Raw genomic sequence first — 24,858 nt, 5'->3', positions numbered from 1 at the left:
CATGGAACTCGACGCGCAGCGCCTTGACGAGCAGAGCCTCGGTGAGCAGGAACGGTGCCTGGACGAGCTGCTCACCGCACTCGGCCTGGCCTGGGACGAGCCCGCCGACCCGCGCGTCGAGGCGCTGGCCGCGCGCCAGCCGCTCTACCCGCAGTACCACCGGGTGGGCCACAAGCGGCAGTTGGTGTTCCGCGCCCTGGAGGCCGGGCCGCGGCAGCGGGTCCTGGAGCACTACCCGGCGCTGCTGCGGGCGGTGGCCGCCGACCCCGACCCGAGCTCGCCGCGCTTCCTGGTGGCCGTCCTCGCCGACGCGGTGGGTCCGCGCCGGGCCCGGGCCGACCTGGACGCGGCCGGCGCCTCGGCGGCGGCGCTGCGCTGGGCCCTGCCGGACTAACGCACCACTTCGGGCACGGGCCGGACGTACGACCGGTCGGTGAGGGCGAGCGCCTCCGCCGGGCCGGCCGCGCGGAGCACCACGTCCAGGACGGCGTCCGGGTCACAGGCGTAACCGCCGCTGGCCCAGGCCGGGTTGGCCTCGACCACGGCCCAGCTGCCGTCGGCGAGCCGTCCGACGTCGACCACGGCCGCACTCGGCAGGCCGCCGGTGGCGAGCACCTCGGCGGCGAAGGCCAGGGCGGCGGGCGGCAGCTCCGGGGAGACCGCCAGCTCACCGCCGACCGCGTAGCGGCTCGCGGTGCGGACGGTGCCGTCGAGGACGAACAGCCGGTACTCGGTGGCGAACGTGACCACGTCGCTGACCAGGACCGGGGTGTCGTCGTCCAGGGCGTCCTGGCCGGGCAGGCCGCTGCCGTCCGGGTAGACCCGGGCCGCGAAGAGCTTGTCGCCCGGTGGCTTGAGGAAGGCGGGGCGGCGCAGCTCCCGTGCCTCGGCGAGGGTGACGGCCGCCACCTGACGCCCCAGCAGCTCCTGCGGCAGGGTGGTCAGCCAGTCGTCCGGCGGCTCCAGCGGCGCGACGCCGAGCACCCCGGCCGCCACGTCGGCGAACAGCGGCCCGCCGTACAGGTGCGCGGGCCGCACCCCGGCCAGCTCGGACGGCACCTCCCAGCGCACGGCGGTGTGGGCCGTGAGCCCGCGGCGCCGGGCCCGGGTCAGCAGCTGCAGACCGGTCTCGTTGATCCGGGGGGCGAGCAGGAGAAGCGTCATGCGGCCCATGCTGGCCGACCGGGGCGGTCCTGACGAGTGGATTCTCCCTGGCCTGACGGGATGTCAGGATGATCGAATGGAAGTATGACCACGATGCGTACCTCCCTGGGCCCGCTGAAGTTCACCGACGGCCGCTGGGCGCTGGGTGATCCGGAGCGCCGGGGCGGGGGCGCCTGGGTGGAGTTCCGCCCGGAGGGGATGCTCGCGCACGCGCGGGACGGCGGGGAGGAGCTGCTGCCCTGGACCCGGATCATGAACGGCATGGGGGTCAGGATCGGTGCCAGGTACACGCAGCACGGTGCTACCGTCAGCCCGCTCGGCCTGGTCGCCGCGATGCCCGGACCGTTCCGTGGGCGCGGTGGTGGCTACCTGCACATGACGGTGCGTCACCCCTACGACGACCACACGGTCTTCTTCGACCGCCACCCGCACTGGTACGCGCTGATGGAGGTGTCGATCCTGGAGGCACTGCTCGGACACCTCACCGAGGCCCAGGAGTTGCACCGCCTCGCCGACGAGGCCTGGCTGTCCCGGGTGGTCGAGCGGGTCTCCCGGCGGAGGTGGCAGACCCGCTGGCAGATGCACCGGGCGATCGCCGAGGCGCTGGCGGCCGGCGGAGTGGCGGCTCCGTGACGGACCAGGCGCCGGCCGACCCGGCGGTGGCGGACGAGGCACTGGCCTCCCAACCGGTCGGCTACTGGGCCGGGCTGGCCCACAAGGTGGTGACCGCGCACCTGCGGGACGCGATGGCCAGGATCGACGTGACCCAGCCGCAGTACTGGGTGCTCAACCGGGTGCACGGCGGGCCGGCCGCCCCGGCCCGCGCGGAGGCGCTGGCCCAGCTGACCCCGATGGCGGCCGGGCCGGACGAGATCGGGCGGACGGTCGACCAGTTGCTGTACCGGGGCTGGTTGCGCTCCGACGCCGAGGACCGGCTGTACCTCACGGACGACGGCGAGGCGGCGCGGCTGAGGCTGCGGGCGCTGGTGACCGAGCTGAGGGCGGTGGTGCACGAGGGCGTCGACGACCAGGAGTACGCCGCCGCCCTGAGGGTGCTGCGCCGGATGGTGGCGAACGTCCGCGGGGCCCGGGCGGCCGAGGAGCCCTGGACGGCCGAGCCGCGCTAGGCGGCGCGCAGGGCGGTGTGGCGGGCCTGGTCGTAGCGGTGCAGGAGCAGTTCGGCGATCTCCGGGGCGGCGCCGAGGACCGGGGCGACCAGGTCGACGCCGGCGGTGCGGGCGGCCTCGGTGATGCGGTCGGGGAGCAGGCCGGGGGCCAGCAGGTAGGGGGCGACGGCGAGTTGGCGTACGCCCGGGGTGGCGCGCAGGGCGGCGATGGCGTCGGCCGGGTGCGGCGGGACGGCGGAGGCGTGGGCGACCTCGACGGCGGCGAAGCCGCGGGTGCGGCGGTACTCCTCGGCGACGGCGCGGGTGGCGGCGTTGGCGGTCTGGTCGGAGGAGCCGGCGGCGGCCAGCACCAGGCCGGTGTGCGGGGCGTCGGCGAAGTCCAGCCCGGCCTCGGTGAGGCGGCGGTCCAGGGCGGCGAGCAGCAGCGGGGAGGGGCCGAGCACGTCGGCCAGCGGGAGAGTGGTGGCGCCGGCCTCGCGCAGGGCGGCGGGGATGTCGCTGCGGGCGTGGAAGGCCCGGTTGAGCAGCAGGGGGACGGCGACGGCGCCGCGCAGCCGGGGCGCGACCTGGCCGAGGCGGGGCGCGCAGTGGTCCAGGTAGGCGGTGGTGACGTCCAGGTCCGGGCGTAGAGCGCGGACCCGTCCGGAGAGGGCCTCCACCGTGGCGGCGTGCCTGGGGTCCCGGCTGCCGTGGGCGATGAGCAGCAGGGCGGGGCCGCCCGCGCCGCCGCCGGGGTGGCGGGGCGCGGGCGGGCGGCCGTGGTGCAGCAGCATCGGAGCGGCCTTACCGGGTGCCGTGCAGCAGACCGCGGTTGCGCAGCACGCGGCGCTCCAGCGGGCTGAAGACGAGCAGGTCGATGGCGACGCCGACGATCAGGATGAGGATGATCCCGAGCAGGACGCCGGACATGTCGGCGAACTCGCGCTGGTTCTCCAGGTAGCGGCCCAGGCCGATGCCCAGGTCGGGGGAGGCGGCGATGAGTTCGGCGGCCATCAGGGAGCGCCAGGAGAACGCCCAGCCCTGCTTGAGGCCGGCCAGGTAGCCGGGGAGGGCGCCGGGCAGCAGGATGTGCCGGGCCTGGACGAGGCCGCTGGCGCCCATGGTCCGGCCGGCCCGGAGCAGGATCGGCGGCACCTGGTCGATGCCGGCCACCAGGCCGTTGGCGACCGAGGGGACGGCGCCGAGCAGGATGACGGCGTACATGGTCTGGTTGTTGACGCCGAGCCAGATGACGGCGGCGGGGACCCAGGCGACCGAGGGCAGCGACTGCAGGCCGGAGAGGATCGGACCGATCGCGGCGCGCACCGGCTTGACCTGGGCGACCAGCAGGCCGATCGGGGTGCCGATGACCACGGCCGCGACGAAGCCGGACAGGCCGCGCCAGAGGCTGGTCCAGATGATGCTGAACAGGGTGCCCTGGCCCCAGAGGTCGGCGAGCGAGGCCCAGACCATGCCGGGGCTGGGGAGCTTGTACTCGTCGGTGAGCTCCAGGCTGAAGGCGCTCTGCCAGACGACCAGCACCAGGGCGATGGCGATGACCGGGGGCAGGGCCTTCTGACGCAGGGTCACCAGCAGCGGGGTGCGGGTGGCGACGACCGCGTCCAGGGCGTCCAGGCCGGCGCCGACGTCGGCGCTGCTGGGGCTCGGGCTCTTGTCGAGCAGGGGGGTGGTCTCAGTGCTGGCCATGGCGGCGGATCTCCCCACGCAGCTCGTCGGTGATTTCGATGGACAGGTCGGCCACGCCGGCGGACTCGATGCGGCGGGGCTGGGGCAGGTCGATGCGCCACTCCTTGGCGACCCGTCCGGGGCGCGAGGAGAGCAGGACGACCCGCTGGGCGAGGCGGACGGCCTCGCGCACGTTGTGGGTCACGAACAGGACGGTGAGCTTGCGCTCCGCCCAGATCCGGGTGAGCTCGTCGTGCAGCACGTCGCGGGTGATGGCGTCGAGCGCGGCGAACGGCTCGTCCATCAGCAGCACGTCGCTGCCCTGGGCCAACGCCCGTGCCAGCGCGACGCGCTGGCGCATGCCGCCGGAGAGCTCGTGGACGCGCTTGCCGTGCGCGCCGTGCAGGCGGACCAGTTCGAGCAGCCGCTCGGCCTCGGCGCGCCGCTCGGCCTTGGGCGTGCCGCCCAGGCGCAGGGCGAGCTCGATGTTCTTGCCGGCCGTCAGCCAGGGGAAGAGCGCGTGCTCCTGGAACATCAACGCGGGCCGTCCGCCCGCGAGTTGGATGTCACCGGCGGTGGGCTTGTCCAGCCCGGCCACCAGGTTGAGCAGGGTGGACTTGCCACAGCCCGAGGCGCCGAGCAGGGTGACGAACTCACCCGGGGCGACGTCGAGGGTGATGTCGTCCAGCACGTGGGTGGCCGCGCCCGGGCGGCCGAAGGACTTGTGGACGTGCGAGATCCGGACGGCGGGGACGCCGGTCGGGACCTCGGCGCTCTGCGCGCTCTTCGAGGTGGTCAGTGCCGTGGTCATCTCCGGGCACCTCCTGGGTGACTGGTCTGGCGGCTGGCGAAGGGAGTGGGAGCCGGGGTCCGGCCCCGCCCGGCCCGTTTGACTGGGCATCGACCGGGCTGGGCGGGGGCACGGACCTCGGAGCTTGACGGGCGCTGCTTACTTGGCGCTCAGGCCGGCGTCCGCGACGGCGGCCTGGCTCTTCTCCTTGAGCACCTTGTTCAGCAGGGTCAGGTCGTAGATCCCGGCCAGGTTGGGCTTCTTGAGGAGACCGGCGGTCACCGCGTTGTCGGCCTCCTTCTGCAGGGTGGAGGCCAGCGGGTCGTCGATGAAGTCGATGTCCGCCCACGCCGGGTCGAGGATGGCGGGCTCCAGCGCGTTGCCGGCCGCCTCCTTGATGGCGGCGTTGGCGGCCTCCTTGGCCTTGGCCGGGTTGGCCTTGATGTAGGCGTTGGTGTTCACCGAGCCGCGCAGCACGGCCTCGACCACGTCCGGGTGCTCCTTGAGGAACTTCTGCGAGACGATGATGTTGGTGATCACGAACTTGTTGTCCGGCCAGAGGGACTTCTCGTTGAGGAGCTCCTTGGCGCCCAGGGTGACCAGCTTCGAGGCGGTGGGCTCGGGGACCCAGGCGCCGTCGATGGAGCCGGACTTGTAGGCGTCGGGGGTGACCTTGTTGTCCGAGCGGACCACCGAGACGTCACCGGCGCCGGAGTTGGCGTCGACCTTCCAGCCCTTGCCGGCCAGGAAGGAGAGCAGGGCGACGTCCTGGGTGTTGCCGATCTGCGGGGTGGCGATCTTCTTGCCCTTGAGGTCGTCCACCGACTTGATCTTGTCGGGGTTGACGACCAGCTTGACGCCGCCGGAGGCCGAGCCGCCGATGATCTTCAGGGCCTCGCCGTTGGACTTGGTGTAGCCGTTGATGGCGGGGGAGGGGCCGATCCAGCCGATGTCGATGGAGCCCGCGTTGAGCGCCTCGATCTCGGCGGGGCCGGCGTTGAAGATCTGGGTCTTGATCTGGGTGGCGCCGAGCTCCTTCTGGATCAGGCCCTCCTTGAGGCCGACCAGCGGGGTGCCGTGGGTCAGGTTGGCGAAGTAGCCGATCTTCACCGTGTCCGCCGAGAGCTTCGCGGCGCCCGCCGAGGAGGCCGGGGCGGCGGCGGGCGCCTTGTCCTCGCTCTTGGAGCCGTAGCCGCAGGCGGAGAGCAGGCTGATCGCGGTCAGACCGGCCACGGTGGCGGCAGCGGTCCGTCTGAAGCGGGCGGAGGTGCTGTTCTGCGCAGTCATTGCTTCGTCCTCTGGCAAGTTCATGGAAGAAAGAAAGAAAGTCGGGCGTGGGTGCCTGCGGATCCGGAGCGACCGCCGCTGTGGGAAGCGGCCGCCCCGGTGACAGGGGCTCAGAGCCCCTGTCCGCCTGCACATCGCGTCAGCCCGCCCTGGCCACTGCCGAGGACGCCGCTGCCGATGCGGCCGCCTTCCTTGTCCATGCCCGAGAACGCGTCGCTGGGCATCAGACCCAGTCCTCCTCGTCCGGTTCCTGTGCGTTGGGAGTGGTGTCGAAGGCCTCGCCCGCCATGCCGGCGGTGAGGGTGGTGCCGTCGGCCGGGTCGATCAAGAGGAAGGACCCGGTACGGCGGTTGTCGGTGTAGGGGTCGAGCGCGAGCGGCTCCGCCGTGCGCAGGACCACGTGCCCGATCTCGTTGACCTCCAACCCCTGGGCGCCGGAGCGCCGTTCGAGGCTGTCGATGTCGATGCGGTAGGTGATGTCCTTGACGATCGCGCGCACCGTGCGGGTGGTGTGCTTGAGCAGCACCTTGGCCCCGATGGTCAGCGGGCGCTCGTTGAGGTGGCAGACGGTGGCCTCGACGTCCTTGGTGGGGACGGGAGTCGCACCGGCCGCGATCAGGTCGCCGCGGGAGATGTCGATGTCGTCGGCCAGACGGACCGTCACCGACTGGGGGGCCCAGGCGATGTCGGTCTCGGTGCCGAGCGCGTCGATCCCGGTGACGGTGGTGGTCCGCCCGGCCGGCAGCACCGTGACGGTGTCGCCGACGCGCAGCACGCCGGAGGCCAACTGGCCCGCGTAGCCACGGTAGTCGGGGAGCTCGGCGGTCTGCGGACGGATCACGTACTGGACCGGGAAGCGGGCCGGCTCGTCGCTGGGGTCGGTGCCGACCGGCACGTTCTCCAGGTGCTCCAGCAGGGTCGGGCCGCCGTACCAGTCCATGTGCGCGGACGGCTCGACCACGTTGTCCCCGGCCAGGGCCGAGATCGGGACGGCGACGATGTCCGTGACGCCGAGCGAGGCCGCGTAGGCGGTGAACTCCTCGGCGATGGCCGCGAAGACGGGCTCGGCGTACTCGACCAGGTCCATCTTGTTGACCGCCAGCACCACGTGCGGCACGCGCAGCAGGGCGGCGACGGCCGCGTGGCGGCGGGTCTGCTCGACCACGCCGTTGCGGGCGTCGACCAGCACCACGGCCAGCTCGGCGGTGGAGGCGCCGGTGACCATGTTGCGGGTGTACTGCACGTGGCCGGGGGTGTCGGCGAGGATGAACCGGCGCCGGGCGGTGGCGAAGTAGCGGTACGCCACGTCGATGGTGATGCCCTGCTCGCGCTCGGCCCGCAGACCGTCGGTGAGCAGCGCCAGGTCCGGCGCCTCCTGACCGCGGCTCAGGGAGGCGCGCTCGACGGCCTCCAGCTGGTCGGCCAGCACGGACTTGGAGTCGTGCAGCAGGCGGCCGACCAGGGTGGACTTGCCGTCGTCGACGGATCCGGCGGTGGCGAAGCGCAGCAGCGAGGTGGCGGTTGCTTCCTGGGTGGTGCTCATCTTAGAAGTACCCTTCGCGCTTGCGGTCTTCCATCGCGGCCTCGGAGAGCTTGTCGTCGGCGCGGGTGGCGCCGCGCTCGGTGAGGCGGCTGGCGGCGATCTCGGTGATGATGTCCGCGTTGGTGGCGGCGTCGGAGTCGACGGCGCCGGTGCAGGACATGTCGCCGACGGTGCGGTAGCGGATCAGTCGGGTCTCGACCTGCTCGGTCTCCTTGGGCCCGCCCCACTCGCCCGCGGTCAGCCACATGCCGTCGCGCTTGAACACCGCGCGCTCGTGGGCGTAGTAGATGCCCGGCAGCTCGATCTGCTCGCGCTCGATGTACTGCCACACGTCCAGCTCGGTCCAGTTGGAGAGCGGGAAGACGCGCACGTGCTCGCCGGCCGCGTGGCGGCCGTTGTAGAGCGACCACAGCTCGGGGCGCTGGCGGCGCGGGTCCCAGGCGCCGAACTCGTCGCGCAGGGAGAAGACGCGCTCCTTGGCGCGGGCCTTCTCCTCGTCGCGGCGGCCGCCGCCGAAGACGGCGTCGAACTTGTGGGACTCGATGGCGTCCAGCAGCGGGACGGTCTGCAGCGGGTTGCGGGTGCCGTCGGGGCGCTCGCGCAGCCGGCCGTCGTCGATGAAGTCCTGCACGTTCGCCACGTACAGCCGCAGGTTGTGCTTGGCGGCCACCCGGTCGCGGTACTCGATGACCTCGGGGAAGTTGTGGCCGGTGTCCACGTGCAGCAGGGCGAAGGGGACCGGCGCCGGGGCGAAGGCCTTGAGCGCCAGGTGCAGCATGACGATGGAGTCCTTGCCGCCGGAGAAGAGGATCACCGGCCGCTCGAACTCGCCCGCCACCTCGCGGAAGATGTGCACCGACTCCGCTTCGAGCGCGTCCAGGTGGGACAGCGCGAACGGCGACTCGGTGAGCTGCGGGGTGTGGGTCGCGGTGGTCATGCCAGGCCCCTCTCGGTCAGGAAGGCGTACAGCTCGGCGGCGGACTCCTCCACCAGGCGGCCCTGCGTCTGGAGCCTCAACTCCGGTGCGGTCGGGGCCTCGTAGGGGTCGTCCACGCCGGTCAGGCCGGAGATCTCACCGGCCGCCTGCTTGGCGTACAGGCCCTTGACGTCCCGCTCGGAGCACAGCTCCACCGGAGTGGCCACGTGCACCTCCAGGAACTCGGTGCCCAGCTCGGCGTGCCGCTCGCGGACGGCGGCCCGGGAGTCGGCGTAGGGGGCGATCACCGGGGCCAGGACCTTCACGCCGTTGCGGGCCAGCTTCTCGGCGACGAAGCCGATCCGCGCCACGTTGGTGTGCCGGTCCTCCTTGCTGAACCCCAGCCCCTTGGACAGGAACTCACGGATCTCGTCACCGTCGAGGACCTCGACCTTGTGGCCCTCGGCGCGCAGCCGCCCGGCCAGCGCGAAGGCCAGCGTGGTCTTGCCCGCGCTCGGCAGCCCGGTCAGCCACACCGTGGCGCCGCGCTCGCAGGGGGCGGCCTGCGGGGCCGCCTCTGCGGCTCCGTCGGCGGCCAGGGTGTGGACTGTGCTCACGGGTCGTACTCCTAGGGGTGGTTGACGGTCGGTCGGTGGATCAGAGGTGGATGCCGCACTCGGTCTTGCCCGAGCCGGCCCAGCGGCCGGCCCGGCCCTCCTCGCCCTCGCCCGGCTTGGCGGTGCAGGAGAGCGGCGAGCAGCCGATCGAGGTGTAGCCCTCCCACAGCAGCGGGTTGAGCAGTACCCCGTTGGCGGCGACGTAGGCGTCCACGTCGTCCTGGGTCCAGCGGGCGATCGGGGCGATCTTCACCTTGCGGCGCTTGGCGTCCCAGGCCACCACCGGGGTGTTGGCCCGGGACGGCGACTCGTCCCGGCGCAGGCCGGTGGCCCAGGCGTCGTACGCGGCCAGGCCGCGGTTGAGCGGCTCGACCTTGCGCAGCGCGCAGCAGAGGTCGTTGTCCCGGTCGTGCAGGTTCGGCCCGTACTGGGCGTCCTGCTCGGCCACGGTCTGCAGCGGCTTGAGGGTGATGACGTTGACCGGCATCACCGCGGCCACCGCGTCCCGGGTGCCCAGGGTCTCGGCGAAGTGGTAGCCGGTGTCCAGGAAGACCACGTCCACCCCGGGGAAGACCGAGGAGGCCAGGTGGGCCACCACGGCGTCCTCCATCGAGGAGGTGACGCAGAACCGCTTGCCGAAGGTCTCGGCGGCCCAGCGCAGGACCTCCTGCGCCGGGGCCTCCTCGAGGTCGACGGCGGCCTTGGCCGCTATCGCCTCGTAGTCAGTCACGCTGCTCATGCCCCCTCCTCGCTGGCGCTCGTCGGGTGCTTCGCACAACGCGCAGCTTGATTGATTCGCTCGCTACGCTCGCTCATGTGCCGTTCCCCCGTGGGTGGTTGACAGCAGGCCCAGGTACTTCAGCTGGAACGCCCGGCGGCAGGAGTGGCACTCCCAGGCGCCGTGGCCGGCCTCCGAGGGCCGCAGGTCCTCGTCGCCGCAGTACGGGCAGTGGAAGGGTGCGGCGCGTTCGCTCACGACAGCTGCTCCTCACTGGCCCGGGCCGTCCACTGGGCGAAGCGCTCGCCCTCCTGACGGTCCTCCTGGTACCGGGTCAGGACCCGCTCCACGTAGTCCGGCAGGCCGTCCTTGGTGACCTTGAGGCCGCGGACCTTGCGGCCGAAGCCGGCCTCCAGGCCGAGCGCGCCGCCCAGGTGGACCTGGTAGCCCTCGACCTGCTCGCCGTTCTCGTCGGTCACCAGCTGGCCCTTGAGGCCGATGTCGGCGACCTGGATGCGGGCGCAGGCGTTCGGGCAGCCGTTGATGTTGATGGTCAGCGGCTCGGCGAACTCCGGGAGGCGGGCCTCCAGTTCGTCGATCAGGGTGCGGCCGCGCTCCTTGGTCTCGACGATCGCCAGCTTGCAGAACTCGATGCCGGTGCAGGCCATCGTGCCGCGGCGGAACGGCGAGGGGGTGACCCGCAGGTCCAGTGCCTCCAGGCCGGCCACCAGCGACTCGACCCGGTCCTCGGGGATGTCCAGGACCAGCATCTTCTGCTCGGCGGTGGTGCGCAGGCGGTCCGAGCCGTGCTCGGCGGCCAGCTCGGCGATCTGGCCGAGCAGCTTGCCGTTGACCCGGCCGACCCGCGGCGCGAAGCCGACGTAGAACTTGCCGTCCTTCTGGCGGTGCACGCCGACGTGGTCGCGCCAGGTGCCGCTGGGCTCCTTCGGCGCGGGGCCGTCCACCAGCTGGTACTTGAGGTACTCGTCCTCCAGCACCTGGCGGAACTTCGCCGGGCCCCAGTCGGCGACCAGGAACTTCAGCCGCGCGCGGTTGCGCAGGCGGCGGTAGCCGTAGTCGCGGAAGATGCCGATCACGCCGCCGTAGACGTCGGCCACCTCGTCCAGCGGGACCCAGGCGCCCAGGCGCACGCCCAGCTTGGGGTTGGTGGAGAGGCCGCCGCCGACCCAGAGGTCGAAGCCCGGGCCGTGCTCGGGGTGCTCGACGCCGACGAAGGCGATGTCGTTGATCTCGTGCGCCACGTCCAGCAGCGGCGAGCCGGAGATCGCCGACTTGAACTTGCGCGGCAGGTTGGAGAAGTCCTTGTTGCCGATGAAGCGGCTCATGATCTCGTCGATGGCCGGGGTGCCGTCGATGATCTCGTCCTCGGCGATCCCGGCGACCGGGGAGCCCAGGATGACGCGCGGGGTGTCGCCGCAGGCCTCGGTGGTGGACAGGCCGACCGCCTCCAGCGTCTGCCAGATCGCCGGGACGTCCTCGATCCGGATCCAGTGGTACTGGACGTTCTGGCGGTCGGTCAGGTCGGCGGTGCCGCGGCCGTACTTCTCCGAGACCTCGGCGATCGCCTTCAGCTGGGCCACCGTCAGGCGGCCGCCGTCGATCCGGACCCGGAGCATGAAGAACTCGGCGTCCAGCTCGTGCGGCTCCAGGATCGCGGTCTTGCCGCCGTCGATCCCCTCCTTGCGCTGGGTGTACAGACCCCACCAGCGCATCCGGCCGCGCAGGTCGGCCGGGTCGATGGACTCGAAGCCGCGCTGGGCGTAGATCGTCTCAATGCGCGTCCGCACGTTGAGACCGTCGTCGTCCTTCTTGAACTGCTCGTTGGCGTTGAGCGGGGTGCGGTGCCCGAGACCCCACTGGCCCTCGCCACGGTGGCGGGTCACCTTGCGGGCGGCCGCGGGGCGGCGCACGGGGGCGCCGGCGGCCTGGGGCTCGTCCGTTTCGGGGGTGCTGGCCATGGTGAAGTCCTTACGGCAGTGGCTCTGGGGGCGGCTGCGGGGCTTCCGGGCACGGACCTGCGACGACCTGCGGGTTCTCCGCGAGGTACGGGGGAGCAGTGACCTTGCCAGGGGCTCGCGCATCCGCAGCGGCGGGGACGGCGAAGAGGTTCGCGCCGGCGTGCGGTGGAAGGCGGCGGGGTGGGCTCAGGTCACCGGACAGATGGCGCTGGACACGCGAAGGAGATCGACGTGAAGTCGACCTACTAGGGTGGTTCCGGCGCTCGGCATGGCAAGAGATTCGCACGCCGCACGACCCCCGGTCCACCAACGTCCGGATGGTGGACTCGTGAGTTTCGCTTCCTGAGACACCGCCCGCTCCGCCGCAGCCCGGGCGCCTGGTGAGACCCCGTCAGGTTGCACGTGGGTCAGCCGCCCCGGGACCGATAGGTTAGGGGCGTGCAAGCAGCAGGGGAAACCAGCAGGACGGGGGCCGAGCGCCCCTCCCGGCGCCGCCGTCGCGGACGGCGCCGCCGCGAGTCGACGTGGCGCACGACCGCCTGGACGCTGGTCAAGGACACCACCAACACGTGCGTCGAGTACCGGGTCACCGGACTCGCGGCGGAGGCGGCTTTCTTCACGCTGCTCTCCATCCCCCCGCTGCTGCTCTGCCTGGCCGGCACCCTGGGCTACCTGGACGACATCCTCGGCGCCGGCACCATCCAGAAGCTGGAGCAGGACATCCTCCAGGCCAGCGCCACCGTGCTGGCCCCCAGCTCGATCCAGCAGATCGTCCAGCCGCTGCTCGACAGCGTCTTCGACGAGGGCGGCCGGCCCGACCTGATCTCGATCGGCTTCCTGCTCTCGCTCTGGTCCGGATCGCGGGCGCTCTACATCTTCATCGACACCATCACCGTGATGTACGGCCTCGACGGCAAGCGCGGCATCGTGAAGACCCGGATGATGTCGCTCGGCCTCTACCTGGGCGCCCTGGTGATCGGCTCGCTGGTGCTGCCGCTGCTGCTGGCCGGGCCCGGGCTGGTGCGCAACGCGCTGCCGGACTCGGCCGGGGTGATCGACGCGCTCTACTGGCCGGTGGCGATCATGCTGCTGGTCGTCTTCCTCACCACCCTCTACCACGTGGCCGTGCCGGTCTCCACGCCCTGGCGGGAGGACATCCCCGGCGCCCTGGTGGCCCTGGTGGTGCTGGTGGTGTGCAGCGTGCTGCTCCGGCTGTACCTGGTCAGCTCGATCGAGGGCCGCTCGGTGTACGGGCAGCTGGCCGCGCCGGTCGCGGTGCTGCTCTGGATCGGCGTGGTGGCCCTCGCGGTGCTGATCGGCGCCGCGATGAACGCCGCGCTGGACCGCCGCTGGCCCACCACCGAGACCGCCGACGCCCGCGCCGCCAACGAGCGCGCCAGCGAGGAGGCCGCCGCCGCCGTGGTCCGCGAGGCCACCGCCCGCCGGGCCGTGGAGCGCGCCCGGCTGGCCCGCGAGCTCGGCCTGGGCGAGGGCCACGAGGACGACCTGGACGAGGACGACGAGGGTGACCACCCGCCCTCCGAGTACCCCGAGCGCTGGGCGGACTTCCTGCCCCCGGGCAACCTGCGCGGCCGTCTCGGCAACGCCGGGGCGCACCGCCGCCGCCGTCCGCCGCCCCCGCCGGACAGCGACCGGCCGGGCGGCTCCTGGCACGTCTGACGGGCGGTGGAAAAAAGGGGTGCGCGGGCGTGCGGCGGTTCGCTATCGTCGCCCGGGCCGGGGGCGTACCGCCCCCTGTGAAAGCCGTTGAGTGAACAAGGAGGTGACGACCGTGCTGACTGTCGTCGTCGCGGACTCCGTCCGCACCCAGAAGGTCCTCGTTCTCACCTCCGTGGTCTCCGGCTGACACTCCTTCACCACCCGCGCCGCGCGCGGGACGCCGGGGCCACCCCCTCGAAGGGTCACCCCGAAGTTGAACACCTCCACCACCTCTGACCGCTCGCTGTCCGGCTACGGCTGGAACGACGAGTGGGCCTCCAAGTTCTCCCTCTTCGCCGGCACGGACCTGCGTCCGGGCCGGGTCACCCGGGTCGACCGGGGTCTGTGCGACGTCTTCCTCGACGACGACGGCTCCGGCGCGCCCGGCACCGTCCGGGCCGACCTCCGCCCGGTGCGGATCTCCGATCCGGCCGAGTGGGTCTGCACCGGCGACTGGGTCGGCGTCGACCTGACGACCGCTCCGCTGCCGAGCGTGGCGAGCGTCCTGCCCAGGACCACCGCGATCATCCGCAGCACCGCGGGCAAGCGCTCCGAGGGTCAGGTGCTCGCGGCCAACGTGGACACCGTCATGATCGCCGTCTCGCTGGCCGCCGACCCGGACCTCGGGCGGATCGAGCGCTTCGTGGCGCTCGCCTGGGAGTCCGGCGCCGAGCCGCTGGTCGTGCTGACCAAGAGCGACCTGGTCGGCGACGCCGACTTCGTCCGGGACGACGTCGAGGGCGTGGCCCCCGGCGTCACGGTGCTCGCGGTGAGCGCCGAGACCGGCGAGGGCATCGACGTGCTCCGGGCGTGCCTGGGCACCACCAGCGCGCTGATCGGCCAGTCCGGCGCGGGCAAGTCCACTCTCACCAACGCGCTCTCCTCCTCCGAGGCGATGGTCGTCCAGGCCACCCGTTCGGTGGACGAGAAGGGCCGTCACACCACCACCACCCGCGAGATGATCCCGCTGCCCGGCGGCGGCGTGGTCATCGACACCCCGGGCCTGCGCGGCGCCGGCCTGTTCGGCGGCGAGGGCCTCGCGACGGCCTTCGCCGAGATCGAGGAGCTGGCCGCCGACTGCCGCTTCCACGACTGCCGCCACGCCGGGGAGCCGGGCTGTGCCGTGCAGGCCGCGCTGGAGGAGGGCACCCTCCCGGTGCGCCGCTGGGAGAGCTACCAGAAGCTCCAGAAGGAGAACGACTGGATCGCCTCCCGGACGGACGCCCGGCTGGCGGCCGAGCGTCTGAAGAAGTGGAAGACCATCACCAAGTCGGTCCGGGCCGGCGGCTCGCCGAAGAAGTAGCGCGAGCGAGGGCCGCGACCCGGAGCGGGTCGCGGCCCTCGGCCGTCTCACGGTGGCGGTACGCCGTCTCACGCCTCGGGCAGCCGCCCGGTCCGGATCACCTCGGCGTACCAGCGCGCGCTGTCCTTGGGCGTGCGGCGCTGGCTGGCGAAGTCCACGTGCACCATGCCGAAGCGCTTGCCGTACCCGAAGGACCACTCGAAGTTGTCCAGCAGCGACCAGAGGAAGTACCCGCCCACCGGCGCCCCGTCCGCCGCCGCCCGCCGGACCGCGTCCAGGTGCCCGTGCAGGTACGCCACCCGCTCCGGGTCGTGCACCGCGCCGCTCGGGTCGCTGTAGTCGTCGTAGGCGGCGCCGTTCTCGGTGACCAGCAGCGGCAGGCCGGGCAGTTCGTCCCGCAGGCGGGTGAGCAGCTCGTAGAGGCCGTCCGCGTCCACCGGCCAGCCCATCGCGGTGCGGCTGCCCTCGGCGGGCAGGAAGCGCACGCCCTCGTCGGCGGGCCAGGGGGAGATCTCCCCGGCGTGGCCGTCCTGGCGGGCGGCGGGTGCCGACGGGTCGTCGGCGCCGACCACGGTGGGCGTGTAGTAGTTGATGCCGAGCGAGTCGACCGGGCGGGAGATCTCCGCCAGGTCGCCGTCGTGGACGAAGCCCCAGTCGGTGACGTGCGCGGTGTCGGCCAGCACGTCGGCGGGGTAGCTGCCCTTGAACACCGGGTCCAGGAAGATCCGGTTGGCCAGGCCGTCGATCCGGCGGGCCGCGTCCAGGTCGGCGGGGGACTGGCCGGCGGGGCGGACGGCGGCCAGGTTGAGGGTGAGGGAGACCTGCGCGGAGTCCGGAAGCTCGGCGCGCAGCGCGGCCGTGCCCAGGCCGTGGGCCAGCAGCAGGTGGTGATGGGCCGTCAGCGCCTCCACCGGGCTGGTCCGGCCGGGGGCGTGCACCCCGGAGCCGTAGCCGAGGAAGGCGGAGCACCAGGGCTCGTTGAGCGTGGTCCAGGTCGGGATGCGGTCGCCCAGGCGGCGGGCCGCGACGGTGGCGTACTCGGCGAAGCGGTACGCCGTGTCGCGGTTCAGCCAGCCGCCCGCGTCCTCCAGCTGCTGCGGCAGGTCCCAGTGGTAGAGCGTGACCACGGGCGTGATGCCCTTGCCCAGCAGCTCGTCCACCAGACGGTCGTAGAAGTCCAGCCCGGTCTCGTTGGCCGGGCCGGTGCCGCCCGGCCGCACGCGCGGCCAGGAGAGCGAGAACCGGTAGGCGCCCAGGCCGAGTTCGGCCATCAGCGCGACGTCCTCGCGGTAGCGGTGGTAGTGGTCGCAGGCGATGTCGCCGGTGTCGCCGTTGCGCACCTTGCCGGGGGTGCGGCTGAAGGTGTCCCAGATGGACGGGGAGCGGCCGCCCTCGGCGGCGGCGCCCTCGATCTGGTACGCGGCGGTGGCCGCACCCCAGACGAAGCCGGTGGGGAAGTCGGTGGGACGGTCGGAGCGGACGGGGGCCGGTAGGGCTGCTACGGACATGTCGCCTTCCATGGGTGACTACGGTAGAGGGCTCAGCCCTTGACGGCGCCCTGCATGATGCCGCCGACTATCTGACGGCCCAACAGGGCGAAGACCAGGAGCACGGGGAGGGTGCCGATCAGGGTGCCGGCCATGACGATCGACTGGTCCGGCACGTAGCCCTGGCCGAGCGACTTCAGGGCGACCTGCACGGTCGGGTTCTGCGAACTCAGTGCGACCACCGGCCAGAAGAAGTCGTTCCAGGTGGCCATGAAGGTGAGCATGGCGAGCACCGCCATGCCGGGGCGGGCCACCGGCAGCACGATCGAGCGGAAGATCCGCAGGGACGAGGCGCCGTCCATCCGGCCGGCCTCGATCAGCTCGTCCGGCAGCGCCTGGAGCAGGAACTGGCGCATGAAGAAGACGCCGAAGGCGGAGACCAGCGAGGGCAGGATCACCGAGGGCAGCTTGTTCTGCAGGTCCAGCTTCACGATCACCATGAAGAGCGGGATCACCCCGAGCTGCGGCGGGATCATCATCGTGCCCACCGTGATCGCCAGCAGCAACCCCCGCCCCCGGAACCGGAGTTTGGCGAAGGCGAAGCCGGCCAGGGTGGAGGAGAGCACCACCCCGACGGTGACCGCGGCGGAGACCACCAGTGAGTTGAGCAGCGCGGTGCCGATCGCGGCCTGCTCCAGCGCCTCACCGATGTTGTGGAACAGGTTGGGGCCGGGGGTGAGCGCCGGAGTCGCCGAGCTGAGCTCGGAGTTGGAGCGGCTGGCGGCCACCAGGGTCCAGTAGAAGGGGAAGACGAAGAGCAGGGTGGCGAAGGCCAGCACCGCGTAGGCCAGCGGTCCGCCCTGCAGCGGCGAGCGCCGCCCCGCCGCCCGGCTGCTGCCGCGCTTGAGCACAAGGGTCGTGGAAGCCATGGCAGTTCACCCGTCCGTACGGTTGCGCCGGGCGGCGACGGCCGCGTTGGTCAGGGCCAGCACCACGATCAGCAGGAACATCACCCAGGCCACGGCGGCGGCCCGGCCGAGGTGGAAGAAGGTCCAGCCCTGCTCGTAGAGGTAGAGGCCGAGGGTCTGGTACTGGTGCGAGATGCCGCCGCCGGAGTTGCCCTCGTAGAGCAGCGGCTCGCCGAACAGCTGGGTGGCGCCGATGGTGGAGACCACCACGGTGAAGACGATGGTCGGCCGCAGACCGGGCACGGTGATGTGCCGGAACTGCTGCCAGCGGGAGGCGCCGTCCACCGCCGCGGACTCGTAGAGCTCGTTCGGGATGGACTGCATCCCGGCCAGGTAGATCAGCGCGTTGTAGCCCGTCCAGCGCCAGGTGACGATCGCCGAGACGCCGAACTGCGAGGCCCAGGTGGACGCCTGCCAGTCCACCGGGCTCAACCCGACGGACTGCAGCGCCCAGTTGATCAGCCCGTAGTCGCGCCCGAAGAGCTGGGCGAAGACCAGCGTGGCGGCGGCCACCGAGGTGGCGTAGGGCATCAGCATCGCGACCCGGAAGAACGTCCGGCCCCGCAGCCGGTAGTTGAGCAGGTGGGCCAGGCCGAGCGCCATCAGCAGCTGCGGGACGGTGGAGAGCACGCCGATGGTGAAGGTGTTGCCGAGGGCGTTCCAGAAGTACGGGTCCTCGAACAGCCGGGTGTAGTTCTGGAGTCCCAGCCAGTCCATCTGCTCGGAGGTCTGCAGCTCGACCCGGTGCAGCGAGACGTACGCGGTGTACAGCAGCGGGAACAGGCCGAAGGCCGCGAACAGGACGAAGAACGGGGCGAGGAAGCCGTACGGGGCCAGCCGCCCGGCGAGCCGGCCCGGGCGCGGGGCGGGCCTGGTCGTGGGGCGGGGGGCGGTGAGCGTGGCCATGGGGGTCCTTTCCCGGGGCGGGGCCGCAGAGCGGAGCGGCCCCGCCCCGGGGGAGTCGGGCGTCGGAGGGGCCGTCAGTTGCCGGAGGCCTTCTTGACGTTGTCCAGCGCGTGCTGCCAGGCGGTGCCCGGGGCGGTGCCGGTGCGCTCGACCTCGCCGAGGGCGTCGGTGAACGCCTTGGTGACCACGCCGTCCTGGGTGCCGAGCACCTGGGCGGGCATGTTGACGGCCGACTCGCTGAAGATCTCGCCGATCGGGGCGTCGTTGAAGTACGGGTCCTTGACCGACTTGATCTCGGCCTGCGCGGCGGTGGAGGACGGGAAGGAGCCCTGCTTGGCGAAGAGCGTGGCCTGCTGCTCCTTGGCGTTCAGCCACTTGACCAGCTCGGCCGCCTCCTTGGGGTGCTTGGCGGTCTTCGGGATCGCCAGGTAGGCGCCGCCCCAGTTGCCGGTCTTGCCCGGGCCGGGCGCGATGTCCCACTTGCCGGAGAAGGAGGTGCCGGCCTGGCCCTTGATGTAGCCGATCATCCAGGCCGGGCAGCTGAGGGTGGCGAACTTGCCGGTGGAGAAGGCCTTGTTCCACTCCGGGGTCCACTGCGGGAGCTTGGCCGAGAGGCCGTCGGCGACCAGCTTGGTGGCGTCCGCCCAGGCGGTCTGCACGGCCGGGTTGGTGTCGTGCACCGGCTTGCCGGCCTCGTCGGAGTAGCGCACCTTCTGCTGGCCGACCTCGGCGGTGAACATCCCGGCGGCGCTGTCGGTCCAGCCGTTGCCCGGCTTGGCCTTGGCCACGTACTCCTTGCCGAGCTCCAGGTAGCCCGCCCAGGTCGACCACTTGGCGGCCAGTTCGGTGCGGTCGGTCGGCAGACCGGCCTCCTTGAACAGGTCGGTGCGGAAGCAGATCGCCTCCGGGCCGATGTCGGTGCCCGCGGCCAGCACCTTGCCGTCGGCGGTCTTCACGGCGGCGGCCTTCCAGGGCACCAGGCCGTCGTTCACCTCGGCGGCGCCCAGCGAGCGCAGGTCCTGGAACTTGTCGGCCTGCTTCTGCATCACGCTGGCGATCCGGCCGACCTCCAGGCCCTGCACGTCGGCCAGACCGCCGCCGCCGGCCAGCTTGGTCTGCAGCGCCTGCCAGTACTGGGCCTCGTCCTGGGTGTCGGTCTGCTTCACGGTGACGTTCGGGTGCAGCTTCATGTACTCGTCGTAGAGGCCGGCCTCCTTGAACCCGAAGGTGCCGAACAGGTCGACGGTGAGCGTGACCTTGCCGTCGCCGCCGCCATCGGACGAGCCGGTGGAACCGGAACCACAGGCGGTCAGCAGCAGGGCGGCGGCAAGGGCGGCGCTGCCGAGGGTGGCGGCTCTGAACGGGCGCATGGGGGTGCCTCCTGATCGAGTTCTGAGAGCGCTCTCAAGCGCTGGAAGGAGCGTGCCGGGCGGCGTCCCGGCCGTCAAGTGGTCGAAACCTGAACGTGATCTGGGGAGTTCGGGGAGTCCTGGTTTCACAGTCCGAAGTCAGGAAGGTTTCGTCCGGCCCGTTGACACCCTTCCGGGGCCGCCCCTACGGTCCGGGGCTGAGAGCGCTCTCACCTTCCCCCACTTCCAGTTGAGGTGACTCATCGTGAAGCCACCGCGGCGCCCCGCCGCCGTCCTGACCGCCCTGGCCCTCGCCGCCGCCGCGCTCACCGCGACCGTCGGCGCGCCCAGCGCCTCCGCCGCCACCGTCAAGGTCGGCCTCGGCGGGTACACCGACACCCGCCCGGCCGGCACCGTCGGCCCCAGCAACTCCGCCGGCGCCCCGGTGGCGCCCAAGGTCACCGCCCGGATGGCCGGCAAGGCCGTGCCCACCAACGACTGGTGGTCCTCGCTGGTCTTCCAGCGCTACGCGGGCAACCCGTACTCCGAGAACATGTACGCCCACCCGTTCACCTTCAAGGCCGTCAACTCCGGCCTGGAGGTGGGCTACCCGACCTCGCCCACCGTCACCTCCGACGGCCGCCAGTACGACTTCACCCACACCAAGGACCTCACCCTCGGGGTGGCCGGGCTCAACTCGCCCGACACCAAGGTGGACGGCTGGACCGACTGGACCGTCACCCCCGCCTGGGCCGACGCGGGGCACAGCTTCACCGCCACCATCGGCCACGGCCTGCCCTACGTCTACGCCCGGGCCACCGGCGGCGCCGCCCAGATCACCGCGGCCGGCACCCCGACGGTCTTCGCCAGCCAGGGCAACGTCCTCGGCATCACCGTCGGCGGCCACCACTACGGCCTGTTCGCCCCCACCGGCACCAGCTGGAACGTCAACGGCTCCACCCTGTCGGCCGCGCTCGGCGCCAAGGACTACTACTCCGTCGCCGTCCTGCCCTCGCCCGGTGACCTGGCGCTCTACCGCACCTACGCGTACAGCTTCGTCACCGACACCAAGGTCTCCTGGGCCTACGACAACGGCTCGCTGACCACGAACTACACCGCCACCACCACCCCGGTCGAGGGCAGCCAGAGCGGCACCCTGCTGGCCCTGTACCGGCACCAGTGGCTGGCCACCTCCGACCAGCTCACCGCACTGAGCTACACCTCCCCGCGCGGCCAGATGAAGGTCCGCCAGGGCAGCGGCTTCTCCACCGTGATGAAGGCCGACGCCATCCTGCCCTCGCTGCCGGACGTCGGCGGCGCCGACCGCGCCACGCTCGGCGCGCTGGTCCGCGAGGCGGCCGACGCGGCCGATCCGTTCAGCGGCGCCACGGACACCTACTGGACCGGCAAGGCCCTCGGCCGCCTGGCCCAACTGGTGCCGATCGCCGATCAGTTGGGCGACACCGCGACCAGGGACAAGCTGCTCGGCCTGATCAAGGGCAAGCTGCAGCAGTGGTTCGCCGGCACCGGCTCCACCGTCTTCGCCTACGACGACCAGTGGAAGACCCTGATCGGCTACCCGGCCTCCTACGGCACCGACGGCGAGCTCAACGACCACCACTTCCACTACGGCTACTACATCCAGGCCGCCGCCACCGTGGCGCGCTACGACGCGGCCTGGGCCGCGGACTCGGCCTGGGGCGGCATGGTCAAGCTGCTCGCCAAGGACGCCGCCAACGCCGACCGCGCCGACACCCGCTTCCCCTGGCTGCGCAGCTTCGACCCGTACGCGGGCATGGGCTGGGCCTCCGGCCACGCCGGCTTCGCGGCGGGCAACAACGAGGAGTCCTCCTCCGAATCGCTCAACTTCAGCGCCGGGCTGATCCTCTACGGCTCCGCCACCGGTGACACCGCGCTGCGCGACCTCGGCCTCTACCTCTACACCACCGAGTCGCGGGCCGTGGAGCAGTACTGGTTCAACGCCGACCAGGCCGTCTTCCCGTCCTCCTTCGGCCACCAGACCGTCGGCATGGTGTGGGGCAGCGGCGCCGCCTACTCCACCTGGTGGACCGCCAGCCCGGGCATGATCCACGGCATCAACTACCTGCCCATCACCGGTGGTTCGCTCTACCTGGCGCGACGTCAGGACGACCTGCTGGCCAACCTCGCGGAGCACAAGGCCAACAACGGTGGCGTGCTGACCGACTGGCGGGACCTGGCCTGGGAGTTCCAGGCGCTCGCCGACCCGGCCGGGGCCAAGGCCAACTGGCAGGCGGGCAAGGACTCCTACACACCGGAGGAGGGCGAGTCCAAGGCCCACGTCCAGCACTGGATCGGCAACCTGGCGGTGCTCGGCACCCTCGACCCGGCGGTCACCGCCGACCTGCCGACGGCGGCCGTCTTCGTCAGCGGCTCCACCCGGACCCACGTCGCGCACAACTTCTCGACGGCGGCGCGGACGGTCCGCTTCTCGGACGGCGCGGTGCTGAACGTGCCGGCCCGGTCCACCGCCAGCGAGCGCGGCAGCTTCCAGGACGGCGGCACGGGCGGGGTCACGCCCTCGCCTTCGCCTTCGCCGACGCCGACGCCGACGCCCACGCCGACCCCGTCCCCCTCGCCGTCGCCCTCCCCCTCGCCCACCTCGTCCCCGTCGGTGCCGCCGGTCGGCGGGAACACCTTCTACCTCCAGCCCGGCGGCAAGCTGACCACCGGGTACGGGGCCGGGGCCTCCTCCGACACCGTCGCCTCGGCGGGCGGCACCAACCACGACGGCACGCCGTACCAGCCGACCGTCTACGAGGTGCGCAACGTCAACGCGAGCCTGCGGGCGGGCGCCGCGACGGAGTTCGACCTCTATCTGGACGCCGGCCCGGCCGTGGGCCTCGGCCAGCAGCTGCGGGTCTCCTACGACCTGACCGGTGACGGGAGCTTCGACCGGACCGAGACCTACCGGTACTTCGCCACCGACCCGGTCACCGGCTGGGAGCGCTACTCGGCCACCGCCGGGCTGGCCGCCTCCACCGGCGCGCTCGGCAACCTGAGCAACGGCACCGTCCGGATCGAGGTCTGGTCCGCGATCGGCAACGCCCCGGCCTCGCTGCGGGTGGGTGCCACCCAGGCCCAGGGCAGTGCTTCGGTGGTCCGCCTGCCGTTCAACTGACGGGACGGCAGGTCGCCGGCGTACGGGCTCCCGTGGTGGATGGTGACCACCACGGGAGCCCGTGCGGCGCCCGGGGAAGGGTCGTAGGACTGTCCTATCATCGGCCGGTGACTCTCGATGCGGCCTTGGCCGATTTCATCGCCCGGGGCGGGCCCGAGGAGCTGGTGCCCCAGGTGCTCGGCGCCGTCATCGACCAGGGACTCTACGTCCCGGTCCGGGAGGACGGCGGCGTCCTGCTGGTCCAGCGGTCCGGTGACGGTGTGCCCGCGCTGCCCGGCTTCACCGCCGAGCCCGACTGCGCCGCCCACCTCCCGCACGCCGCCGGCACCGTCTACTGCGACGCGCTCCGGCTGCTGGAGCTGATCCGCGAGCACGGTGCGGCCCGCCTGGTGCTCTTCGGTCCCGACGGGGCGACCGTGCTGCTGCCGGTGGAGGCGCTGTTCGAGGCGATGGCCGGACGCGGCGTCAGGGGAGCGGGGCAGCGGCTCCGGCTGACCTGGTCCACCCACCCCCTCGCCGTGGCGCTGCGGGACGCGGCGGCCGCCCGGGTGCGCGACTTCCCGGAGATCCACTGTGTCTGGGTCTCGCACGCCCGCTGGCTCGACACCGGCGCCGAGCACCTGCTGGTGCACCTGGCGGTGGACGCCGACCCGCCCGGCAACGCCGGCCACCCCCTCATGCAGGCGCTGCTCACCGAGGAGCTGCTGATCGGCGACGGCGACCCGATGGTCTCCGCGCTGGCCCTCAACCGCACCACCCACGCGGACCAGATCGCCGAGCTGGAGCGGATGGGCCTGGACACCGTCCGGGTGGACCACGCCACCGGCCGGGTCGAGGTGGTCTCGCGCGCGTACGACACCGCACCGCCGCCGGCGCCTCCGGAGGACCGGCCGCCGAAGCGGTGGTGGCGGCGGGGGCGGGAGTAGGCTGCGGACGTCCGGTTCGGGCTGATGCACGGTCAGGAGACCTTCATGCCGCAGGAGTTCGCGGAGCTGTCCGCCCTGGAGCTTTCCACCCCCGAGCTGGCCGACGCCGCCGTGCGGCTCGGCCTGCCGGTGCGGGTGGCACCGCCCGGGATCGCGGCGGTGACCCCCGGGCAGCGGGTGCTGGGGCGGGCGCTTCCGGTGCGGCACTACGGGAGCGTGGACGTCTTCCTGGAGGCGTACGGCACGGCCGGCCCGGGCCAGGTGCTGGTGATCGACAACGGCGGCCGGGCGGACGAGGCCTGCGCGGGCGACCTCGCGGTGCTGGAGGCCGCTGCGGCCGGGATCGCGGGCGTGGTGATCTGGGGCCTGCACCGGGACACCCCGCAGCTGGAGGAGATCGGCCTGCCGGTGTTCAGCTACGGCAGCAACCCGCTCGGCCCGCTCCGGGTGGACCCGCGCGAACCCGAGGCCCTCGCCTCCGCCCGCTTCGGCCCCCACCTGGTCACGGCGGAGGACCTGGTGGTCGCCGACCGGGACGGCGTGCTCTTCCTCCCCGCCTCCCACGCCCGGGAGTTGGCCGAGACCGCCGCCGCGATCCACACCACCGAGCGGGCCCAGGCCGACCGCATCCGGGCCGGTGACACGCTGCGCCGCCAGACCTCCTTCGAGGACTACCTGGCCCGCCGCGCCGCCGATCCCGCGTACACCTTCCGCGAGCACCTGCGCCTGGTCGGCGGCGCGATCGAGGTCTGACGGTCCGTTGCCTTCGGCGTGCGGCCCGTCGGCCTCAGCCGTGCGGGACGTCGGCCCAGACCGTCTTGCCGGGAGGGGTGGGGCGGTGGCCCCAGGCGCGGCTGAGGTGGCGGACGACCAGCAGGCCGTGGCCGCCGGGGCGCTGGGCCGGGGTGTGCGGGCTGCCGTCCGTCACCTCGACCCGGACGGCGGCCGGGCCCGGGTCGGCGCGGTCGAGTTCGGTCAGCACCAGGCGGTGCGGGCCGCCGCCGTGCAGGACCGCGTTGGCGACCAACTCGCTCGCCACCAGGGCGACGTCGCCGCGCCCGGCCCGCTGGACCAGCCAGTCGGCCAGGGTCGCCAGGACCACGTGCCGGGCTGCCGTGACCGGGGCGGGCAGCCCCGCCAGGTCGATCCGTCGCACCCGCGCCGACGGCGGGGGTGCGGTCCGTGATGCCGTCACCGGTCGCCTCCCTGTTCTCGTCCGGCTGCGTACGGTGGG

Annotated in this window: 25 protein-coding genes; 8 read left to right on the top strand and 17 right to left on the bottom strand. The window is 72.5% G+C overall.

Annotated elements, in window-relative coordinates; translation table 11 throughout:
• The first annotated feature begins 1 nt into the window (after position 1).
• Positions 2-394 carry a hypothetical protein gene (locus ACWCYY_RS23680; protein ID WP_345284191.1) on the top strand — a complete coding sequence of 131 codons (393 nt, stop codon included), beginning with the start codon at positions 2-4 and terminating at the stop codon, positions 392-394.
• Here the strand turns inward: ACWCYY_RS23680 and ACWCYY_RS23675 are convergent.
• Entirely contained in the window at positions 391-1,164 is a 774-nt protein-coding gene (locus ACWCYY_RS23675) for an ATP-grasp domain-containing protein (protein ID WP_449797148.1), read from the bottom strand. The two genes, ACWCYY_RS23680 and ACWCYY_RS23675, sit on opposite strands and share 4 nt — an antisense overlap.
• An 84-nt stretch (positions 1,165-1,248) precedes the next feature.
• Here ACWCYY_RS23675 and ACWCYY_RS23670 point away from each other — a divergent pair, with 84 nt between their 5' ends.
• Both ACWCYY_RS23670 and ACWCYY_RS23665 read left to right on the top strand, forming a co-directional pair.
• Positions 1,249-1,797, top strand: a complete 549-nt coding sequence (locus ACWCYY_RS23670; RefSeq protein WP_345284187.1) for a hypothetical protein — start codon at positions 1,249-1,251, stop codon at positions 1,795-1,797.
• Positions 1,794-2,291 (top strand): MarR family winged helix-turn-helix transcriptional regulator, encoded by a 498-nt coding sequence (locus ACWCYY_RS23665; protein ID WP_449797147.1) that lies wholly within the window; start codon positions 1,794-1,796, stop codon positions 2,289-2,291. Before ACWCYY_RS23670 ends, ACWCYY_RS23665 begins: the two co-directional genes overlap by 4 nt.
• Here ACWCYY_RS23665 and ACWCYY_RS23660 read toward each other — a convergent pair.
• From ACWCYY_RS23660 to ACWCYY_RS23610, 11 genes are all read right to left on the bottom strand, one after another.
• Positions 2,288-3,064 (bottom strand): sirohydrochlorin chelatase, encoded by a 777-nt coding sequence (locus ACWCYY_RS23660; protein WP_449797146.1) that lies wholly within the window; start codon positions 3,062-3,064, stop codon positions 2,288-2,290. The two genes, ACWCYY_RS23665 and ACWCYY_RS23660, sit on opposite strands and share 4 nt — an antisense overlap.
• Before the next feature lie 10 nt (positions 3,065-3,074).
• Positions 3,075-3,977, bottom strand: coding sequence for an ABC transporter permease (locus ACWCYY_RS23655; RefSeq protein WP_345284181.1), 903 nt, complete (start codon positions 3,975-3,977; stop codon positions 3,075-3,077).
• Positions 3,964-4,767: an ABC transporter ATP-binding protein gene (locus ACWCYY_RS23650; protein ID WP_449797145.1), complete on the bottom strand. Its 804-nt coding sequence runs from the start codon at positions 4,765-4,767 to the stop codon at positions 3,964-3,966. The genes ACWCYY_RS23655 and ACWCYY_RS23650 overlap by 14 nt, the downstream gene beginning before the upstream one ends.
• 138 nt (positions 4,768-4,905) lie before the next feature.
• On the bottom strand, positions 4,906-6,033 hold the full coding sequence (locus ACWCYY_RS23645) for an aliphatic sulfonate ABC transporter substrate-binding protein (protein WP_345284177.1): 1,128 nt from the start codon (positions 6,031-6,033) through the stop codon (positions 4,906-4,908).
• Between the two features lie 223 nt (positions 6,034-6,256).
• Positions 6,257-7,576 carry a sulfate adenylyltransferase subunit 1 gene (locus tag ACWCYY_RS23640; RefSeq protein ID WP_449797144.1) on the bottom strand — a complete coding sequence of 440 codons (1,320 nt, stop codon included), beginning with the start codon at positions 7,574-7,576 and terminating at the stop codon, positions 6,257-6,259.
• Position 7,577: 1 nt separating this feature from the next.
• Positions 7,578-8,513 (bottom strand): sulfate adenylyltransferase subunit CysD, encoded by a 936-nt coding sequence (gene cysD, locus ACWCYY_RS23635; protein ID WP_345284173.1) that lies wholly within the window; start codon positions 8,511-8,513, stop codon positions 7,578-7,580.
• A complete protein-coding gene (gene cysC, locus ACWCYY_RS23630) occupies positions 8,510-9,091 on the bottom strand; it encodes an adenylyl-sulfate kinase (protein WP_345284355.1) in 582 nt (193 codons plus the stop codon). The genes cysD and cysC overlap by 4 nt, the downstream gene beginning before the upstream one ends.
• Positions 9,092-9,149: 58 nt before the next feature.
• Entirely contained in the window at positions 9,150-9,848 is a 699-nt protein-coding gene (locus ACWCYY_RS23625; RefSeq protein ID WP_345284171.1) for a phosphoadenylyl-sulfate reductase, read from the bottom strand.
• A gap of 63 nt (positions 9,849-9,911) precedes the next feature.
• Positions 9,912-10,085, bottom strand: coding sequence for a hypothetical protein (locus ACWCYY_RS23620; RefSeq protein WP_449797143.1), 174 nt, complete (start codon positions 10,083-10,085; stop codon positions 9,912-9,914).
• Entirely contained in the window at positions 10,082-11,806 is a 1,725-nt protein-coding gene (locus ACWCYY_RS23615; protein ID WP_449797142.1) for a nitrite/sulfite reductase, read from the bottom strand. The genes ACWCYY_RS23620 and ACWCYY_RS23615 overlap by 4 nt, the downstream gene beginning before the upstream one ends.
• Before the next feature lie 186 nt (positions 11,807-11,992).
• Entirely contained in the window at positions 11,993-12,076 is an 84-nt protein-coding gene (locus ACWCYY_RS23610; RefSeq protein WP_310593185.1) for a putative leader peptide, read from the bottom strand.
• Between the two features lie 168 nt (positions 12,077-12,244).
• On the opposite strand from ACWCYY_RS23610, the gene ACWCYY_RS23605 reads away from it, so the two are divergent.
• The gene (locus tag ACWCYY_RS23605; protein WP_345284166.1) at positions 12,245-13,486 is read left to right on the top strand and encodes a YihY/virulence factor BrkB family protein; all 1,242 of its coding nucleotides are present in this window, start codon (positions 12,245-12,247) and stop codon (positions 13,484-13,486) included.
• Between the two features lie 253 nt (positions 13,487-13,739).
• On the top strand, positions 13,740-14,828 hold the full coding sequence (gene rsgA, locus ACWCYY_RS23600) for a ribosome small subunit-dependent GTPase A (RefSeq protein WP_345284165.1): 1,089 nt from the start codon (positions 13,740-13,742) through the stop codon (positions 14,826-14,828).
• Positions 14,829-14,896: 68 nt separating this feature from the next.
• Here the strand turns inward: rsgA and ACWCYY_RS23595 are convergent, their stop codons facing one another.
• The 4 genes from ACWCYY_RS23595 to ACWCYY_RS23580 form a co-directional block, all read right to left on the bottom strand.
• On the bottom strand, positions 14,897-16,336 hold the full coding sequence (locus tag ACWCYY_RS23595; RefSeq protein ID WP_449797141.1) for a GH1 family beta-glucosidase: 1,440 nt from the start codon (positions 16,334-16,336) through the stop codon (positions 14,897-14,899).
• A gap of 32 nt (positions 16,337-16,368) precedes the next feature.
• Positions 16,369-17,244 (bottom strand): carbohydrate ABC transporter permease, encoded by an 876-nt coding sequence (locus tag ACWCYY_RS23590; protein WP_345284162.1) that lies wholly within the window; start codon positions 17,242-17,244, stop codon positions 16,369-16,371.
• Positions 17,245-17,250: 6 nt separating this feature from the next.
• Positions 17,251-18,189, bottom strand: coding sequence for a carbohydrate ABC transporter permease (locus ACWCYY_RS23585; protein WP_345284160.1), 939 nt, complete (start codon positions 18,187-18,189; stop codon positions 17,251-17,253).
• Positions 18,190-18,263: 74 nt separating this feature from the next.
• Positions 18,264-19,559: an ABC transporter substrate-binding protein gene (locus ACWCYY_RS23580; protein WP_449797140.1), complete on the bottom strand. Its 1,296-nt coding sequence runs from the start codon at positions 19,557-19,559 to the stop codon at positions 18,264-18,266.
• Positions 19,560-19,800: 241 nt separating this feature from the next.
• Here ACWCYY_RS23580 and ACWCYY_RS23575 point away from each other — a divergent pair, with 241 nt between their 5' ends.
• From ACWCYY_RS23575 to ACWCYY_RS23565, 3 genes are all read left to right on the top strand, one after another.
• A complete protein-coding gene (locus ACWCYY_RS23575) occupies positions 19,801-22,698 on the top strand; it encodes a glycosyl hydrolase (RefSeq protein WP_449797156.1) in 2,898 nt (965 codons plus the stop codon).
• A 107-nt stretch (positions 22,699-22,805) separates the two neighbouring features.
• The gene (locus ACWCYY_RS23570) at positions 22,806-23,624 is read left to right on the top strand and encodes a hypothetical protein (RefSeq protein WP_449797139.1); all 819 of its coding nucleotides are present in this window, start codon (positions 22,806-22,808) and stop codon (positions 23,622-23,624) included.
• A gap of 24 nt (positions 23,625-23,648) precedes the next feature.
• Complete coding sequence (locus tag ACWCYY_RS23565) at positions 23,649-24,377, top strand: RraA family protein (RefSeq protein WP_449797138.1); 729 nt, start codon at positions 23,649-23,651, stop codon at positions 24,375-24,377.
• A 34-nt stretch (positions 24,378-24,411) separates the two neighbouring features.
• Here ACWCYY_RS23565 and ACWCYY_RS23560 read toward each other — a convergent pair whose 3' ends face one another.
• A complete protein-coding gene (locus ACWCYY_RS23560) occupies positions 24,412-24,819 on the bottom strand; it encodes an ATP-binding protein (RefSeq protein WP_345284150.1) in 408 nt (135 codons plus the stop codon).
• Positions 24,820-24,858 lie beyond the last annotated feature (39 nt).

Source organism: Kitasatospora sp. NPDC001664 (assembly GCF_053596675.1).
The sequence above is the reverse complement of the archived record's forward strand: the minus strand, read 5'-3'. Positions and strand labels throughout refer to the sequence as shown.

Excerpts from the sequence above, each read along its gene's own strand:
- ACWCYY_RS23640 (WP_449797144.1), bottom strand. The coding sequence starts at position 7,576 with ATGAGCACCACCCAGGAAGCAACCGCCACCTCGCTGCTGCGCTTCGCC.
- ACWCYY_RS23590 (WP_345284162.1), bottom strand. The coding sequence starts at position 17,244 with ATGGCTTCCACGACCCTTGTGCTCAAGCGCGGCAGCAGCCGGGCGGCG.
- ACWCYY_RS23610 (WP_310593185.1), bottom strand. The coding sequence starts at position 12,076 with ATGCCGAGCGCCGGAACCACCCTAGTAGGTCGACTTCACGTCGATCTC.
- ACWCYY_RS23565 (WP_449797138.1), top strand. The coding sequence starts at position 23,649 with ATGCACGGTCAGGAGACCTTCATGCCGCAGGAGTTCGCGGAGCTGTCC.
- ACWCYY_RS23680 (WP_345284191.1), top strand. The coding sequence starts at position 2 with ATGGAACTCGACGCGCAGCGCCTTGACGAGCAGAGCCTCGGTGAGCAG.
- ACWCYY_RS23655 (WP_345284181.1), bottom strand. The coding sequence starts at position 3,977 with ATGGCCAGCACTGAGACCACCCCCCTGCTCGACAAGAGCCCGAGCCCC.
- ACWCYY_RS23650 (WP_449797145.1), bottom strand. The coding sequence starts at position 4,767 with ATGACCACGGCACTGACCACCTCGAAGAGCGCGCAGAGCGCCGAGGTC.
- ACWCYY_RS23670 (WP_345284187.1), top strand. The coding sequence starts at position 1,249 with ATGACCACGATGCGTACCTCCCTGGGCCCGCTGAAGTTCACCGACGGC.
- ACWCYY_RS23615 (WP_449797142.1), bottom strand. The coding sequence starts at position 11,806 with ATGGCCAGCACCCCCGAAACGGACGAGCCCCAGGCCGCCGGCGCCCCC.
- ACWCYY_RS23645 (WP_345284177.1), bottom strand. The coding sequence starts at position 6,033 with ATGACTGCGCAGAACAGCACCTCCGCCCGCTTCAGACGGACCGCTGCC.
- ACWCYY_RS23585 (WP_345284160.1), bottom strand. The coding sequence starts at position 18,189 with ATGGCCACGCTCACCGCCCCCCGCCCCACGACCAGGCCCGCCCCGCGC.
- ACWCYY_RS23625 (WP_345284171.1), bottom strand. The coding sequence starts at position 9,848 with ATGAGCAGCGTGACTGACTACGAGGCGATAGCGGCCAAGGCCGCCGTC.
- cysD (WP_345284173.1), bottom strand. The coding sequence starts at position 8,513 with ATGACCACCGCGACCCACACCCCGCAGCTCACCGAGTCGCCGTTCGCG.
- ACWCYY_RS23660 (WP_449797146.1), bottom strand. The coding sequence starts at position 3,064 with ATGCTGCTGCACCACGGCCGCCCGCCCGCGCCCCGCCACCCCGGCGGC.
- ACWCYY_RS23675 (WP_449797148.1), bottom strand. The coding sequence starts at position 1,164 with ATGACGCTTCTCCTGCTCGCCCCCCGGATCAACGAGACCGGTCTGCAG.
- ACWCYY_RS23595 (WP_449797141.1), bottom strand. The coding sequence starts at position 16,336 with ATGTCCGTAGCAGCCCTACCGGCCCCCGTCCGCTCCGACCGTCCCACC.
- ACWCYY_RS23580 (WP_449797140.1), bottom strand. The coding sequence starts at position 19,559 with ATGCGCCCGTTCAGAGCCGCCACCCTCGGCAGCGCCGCCCTTGCCGCC.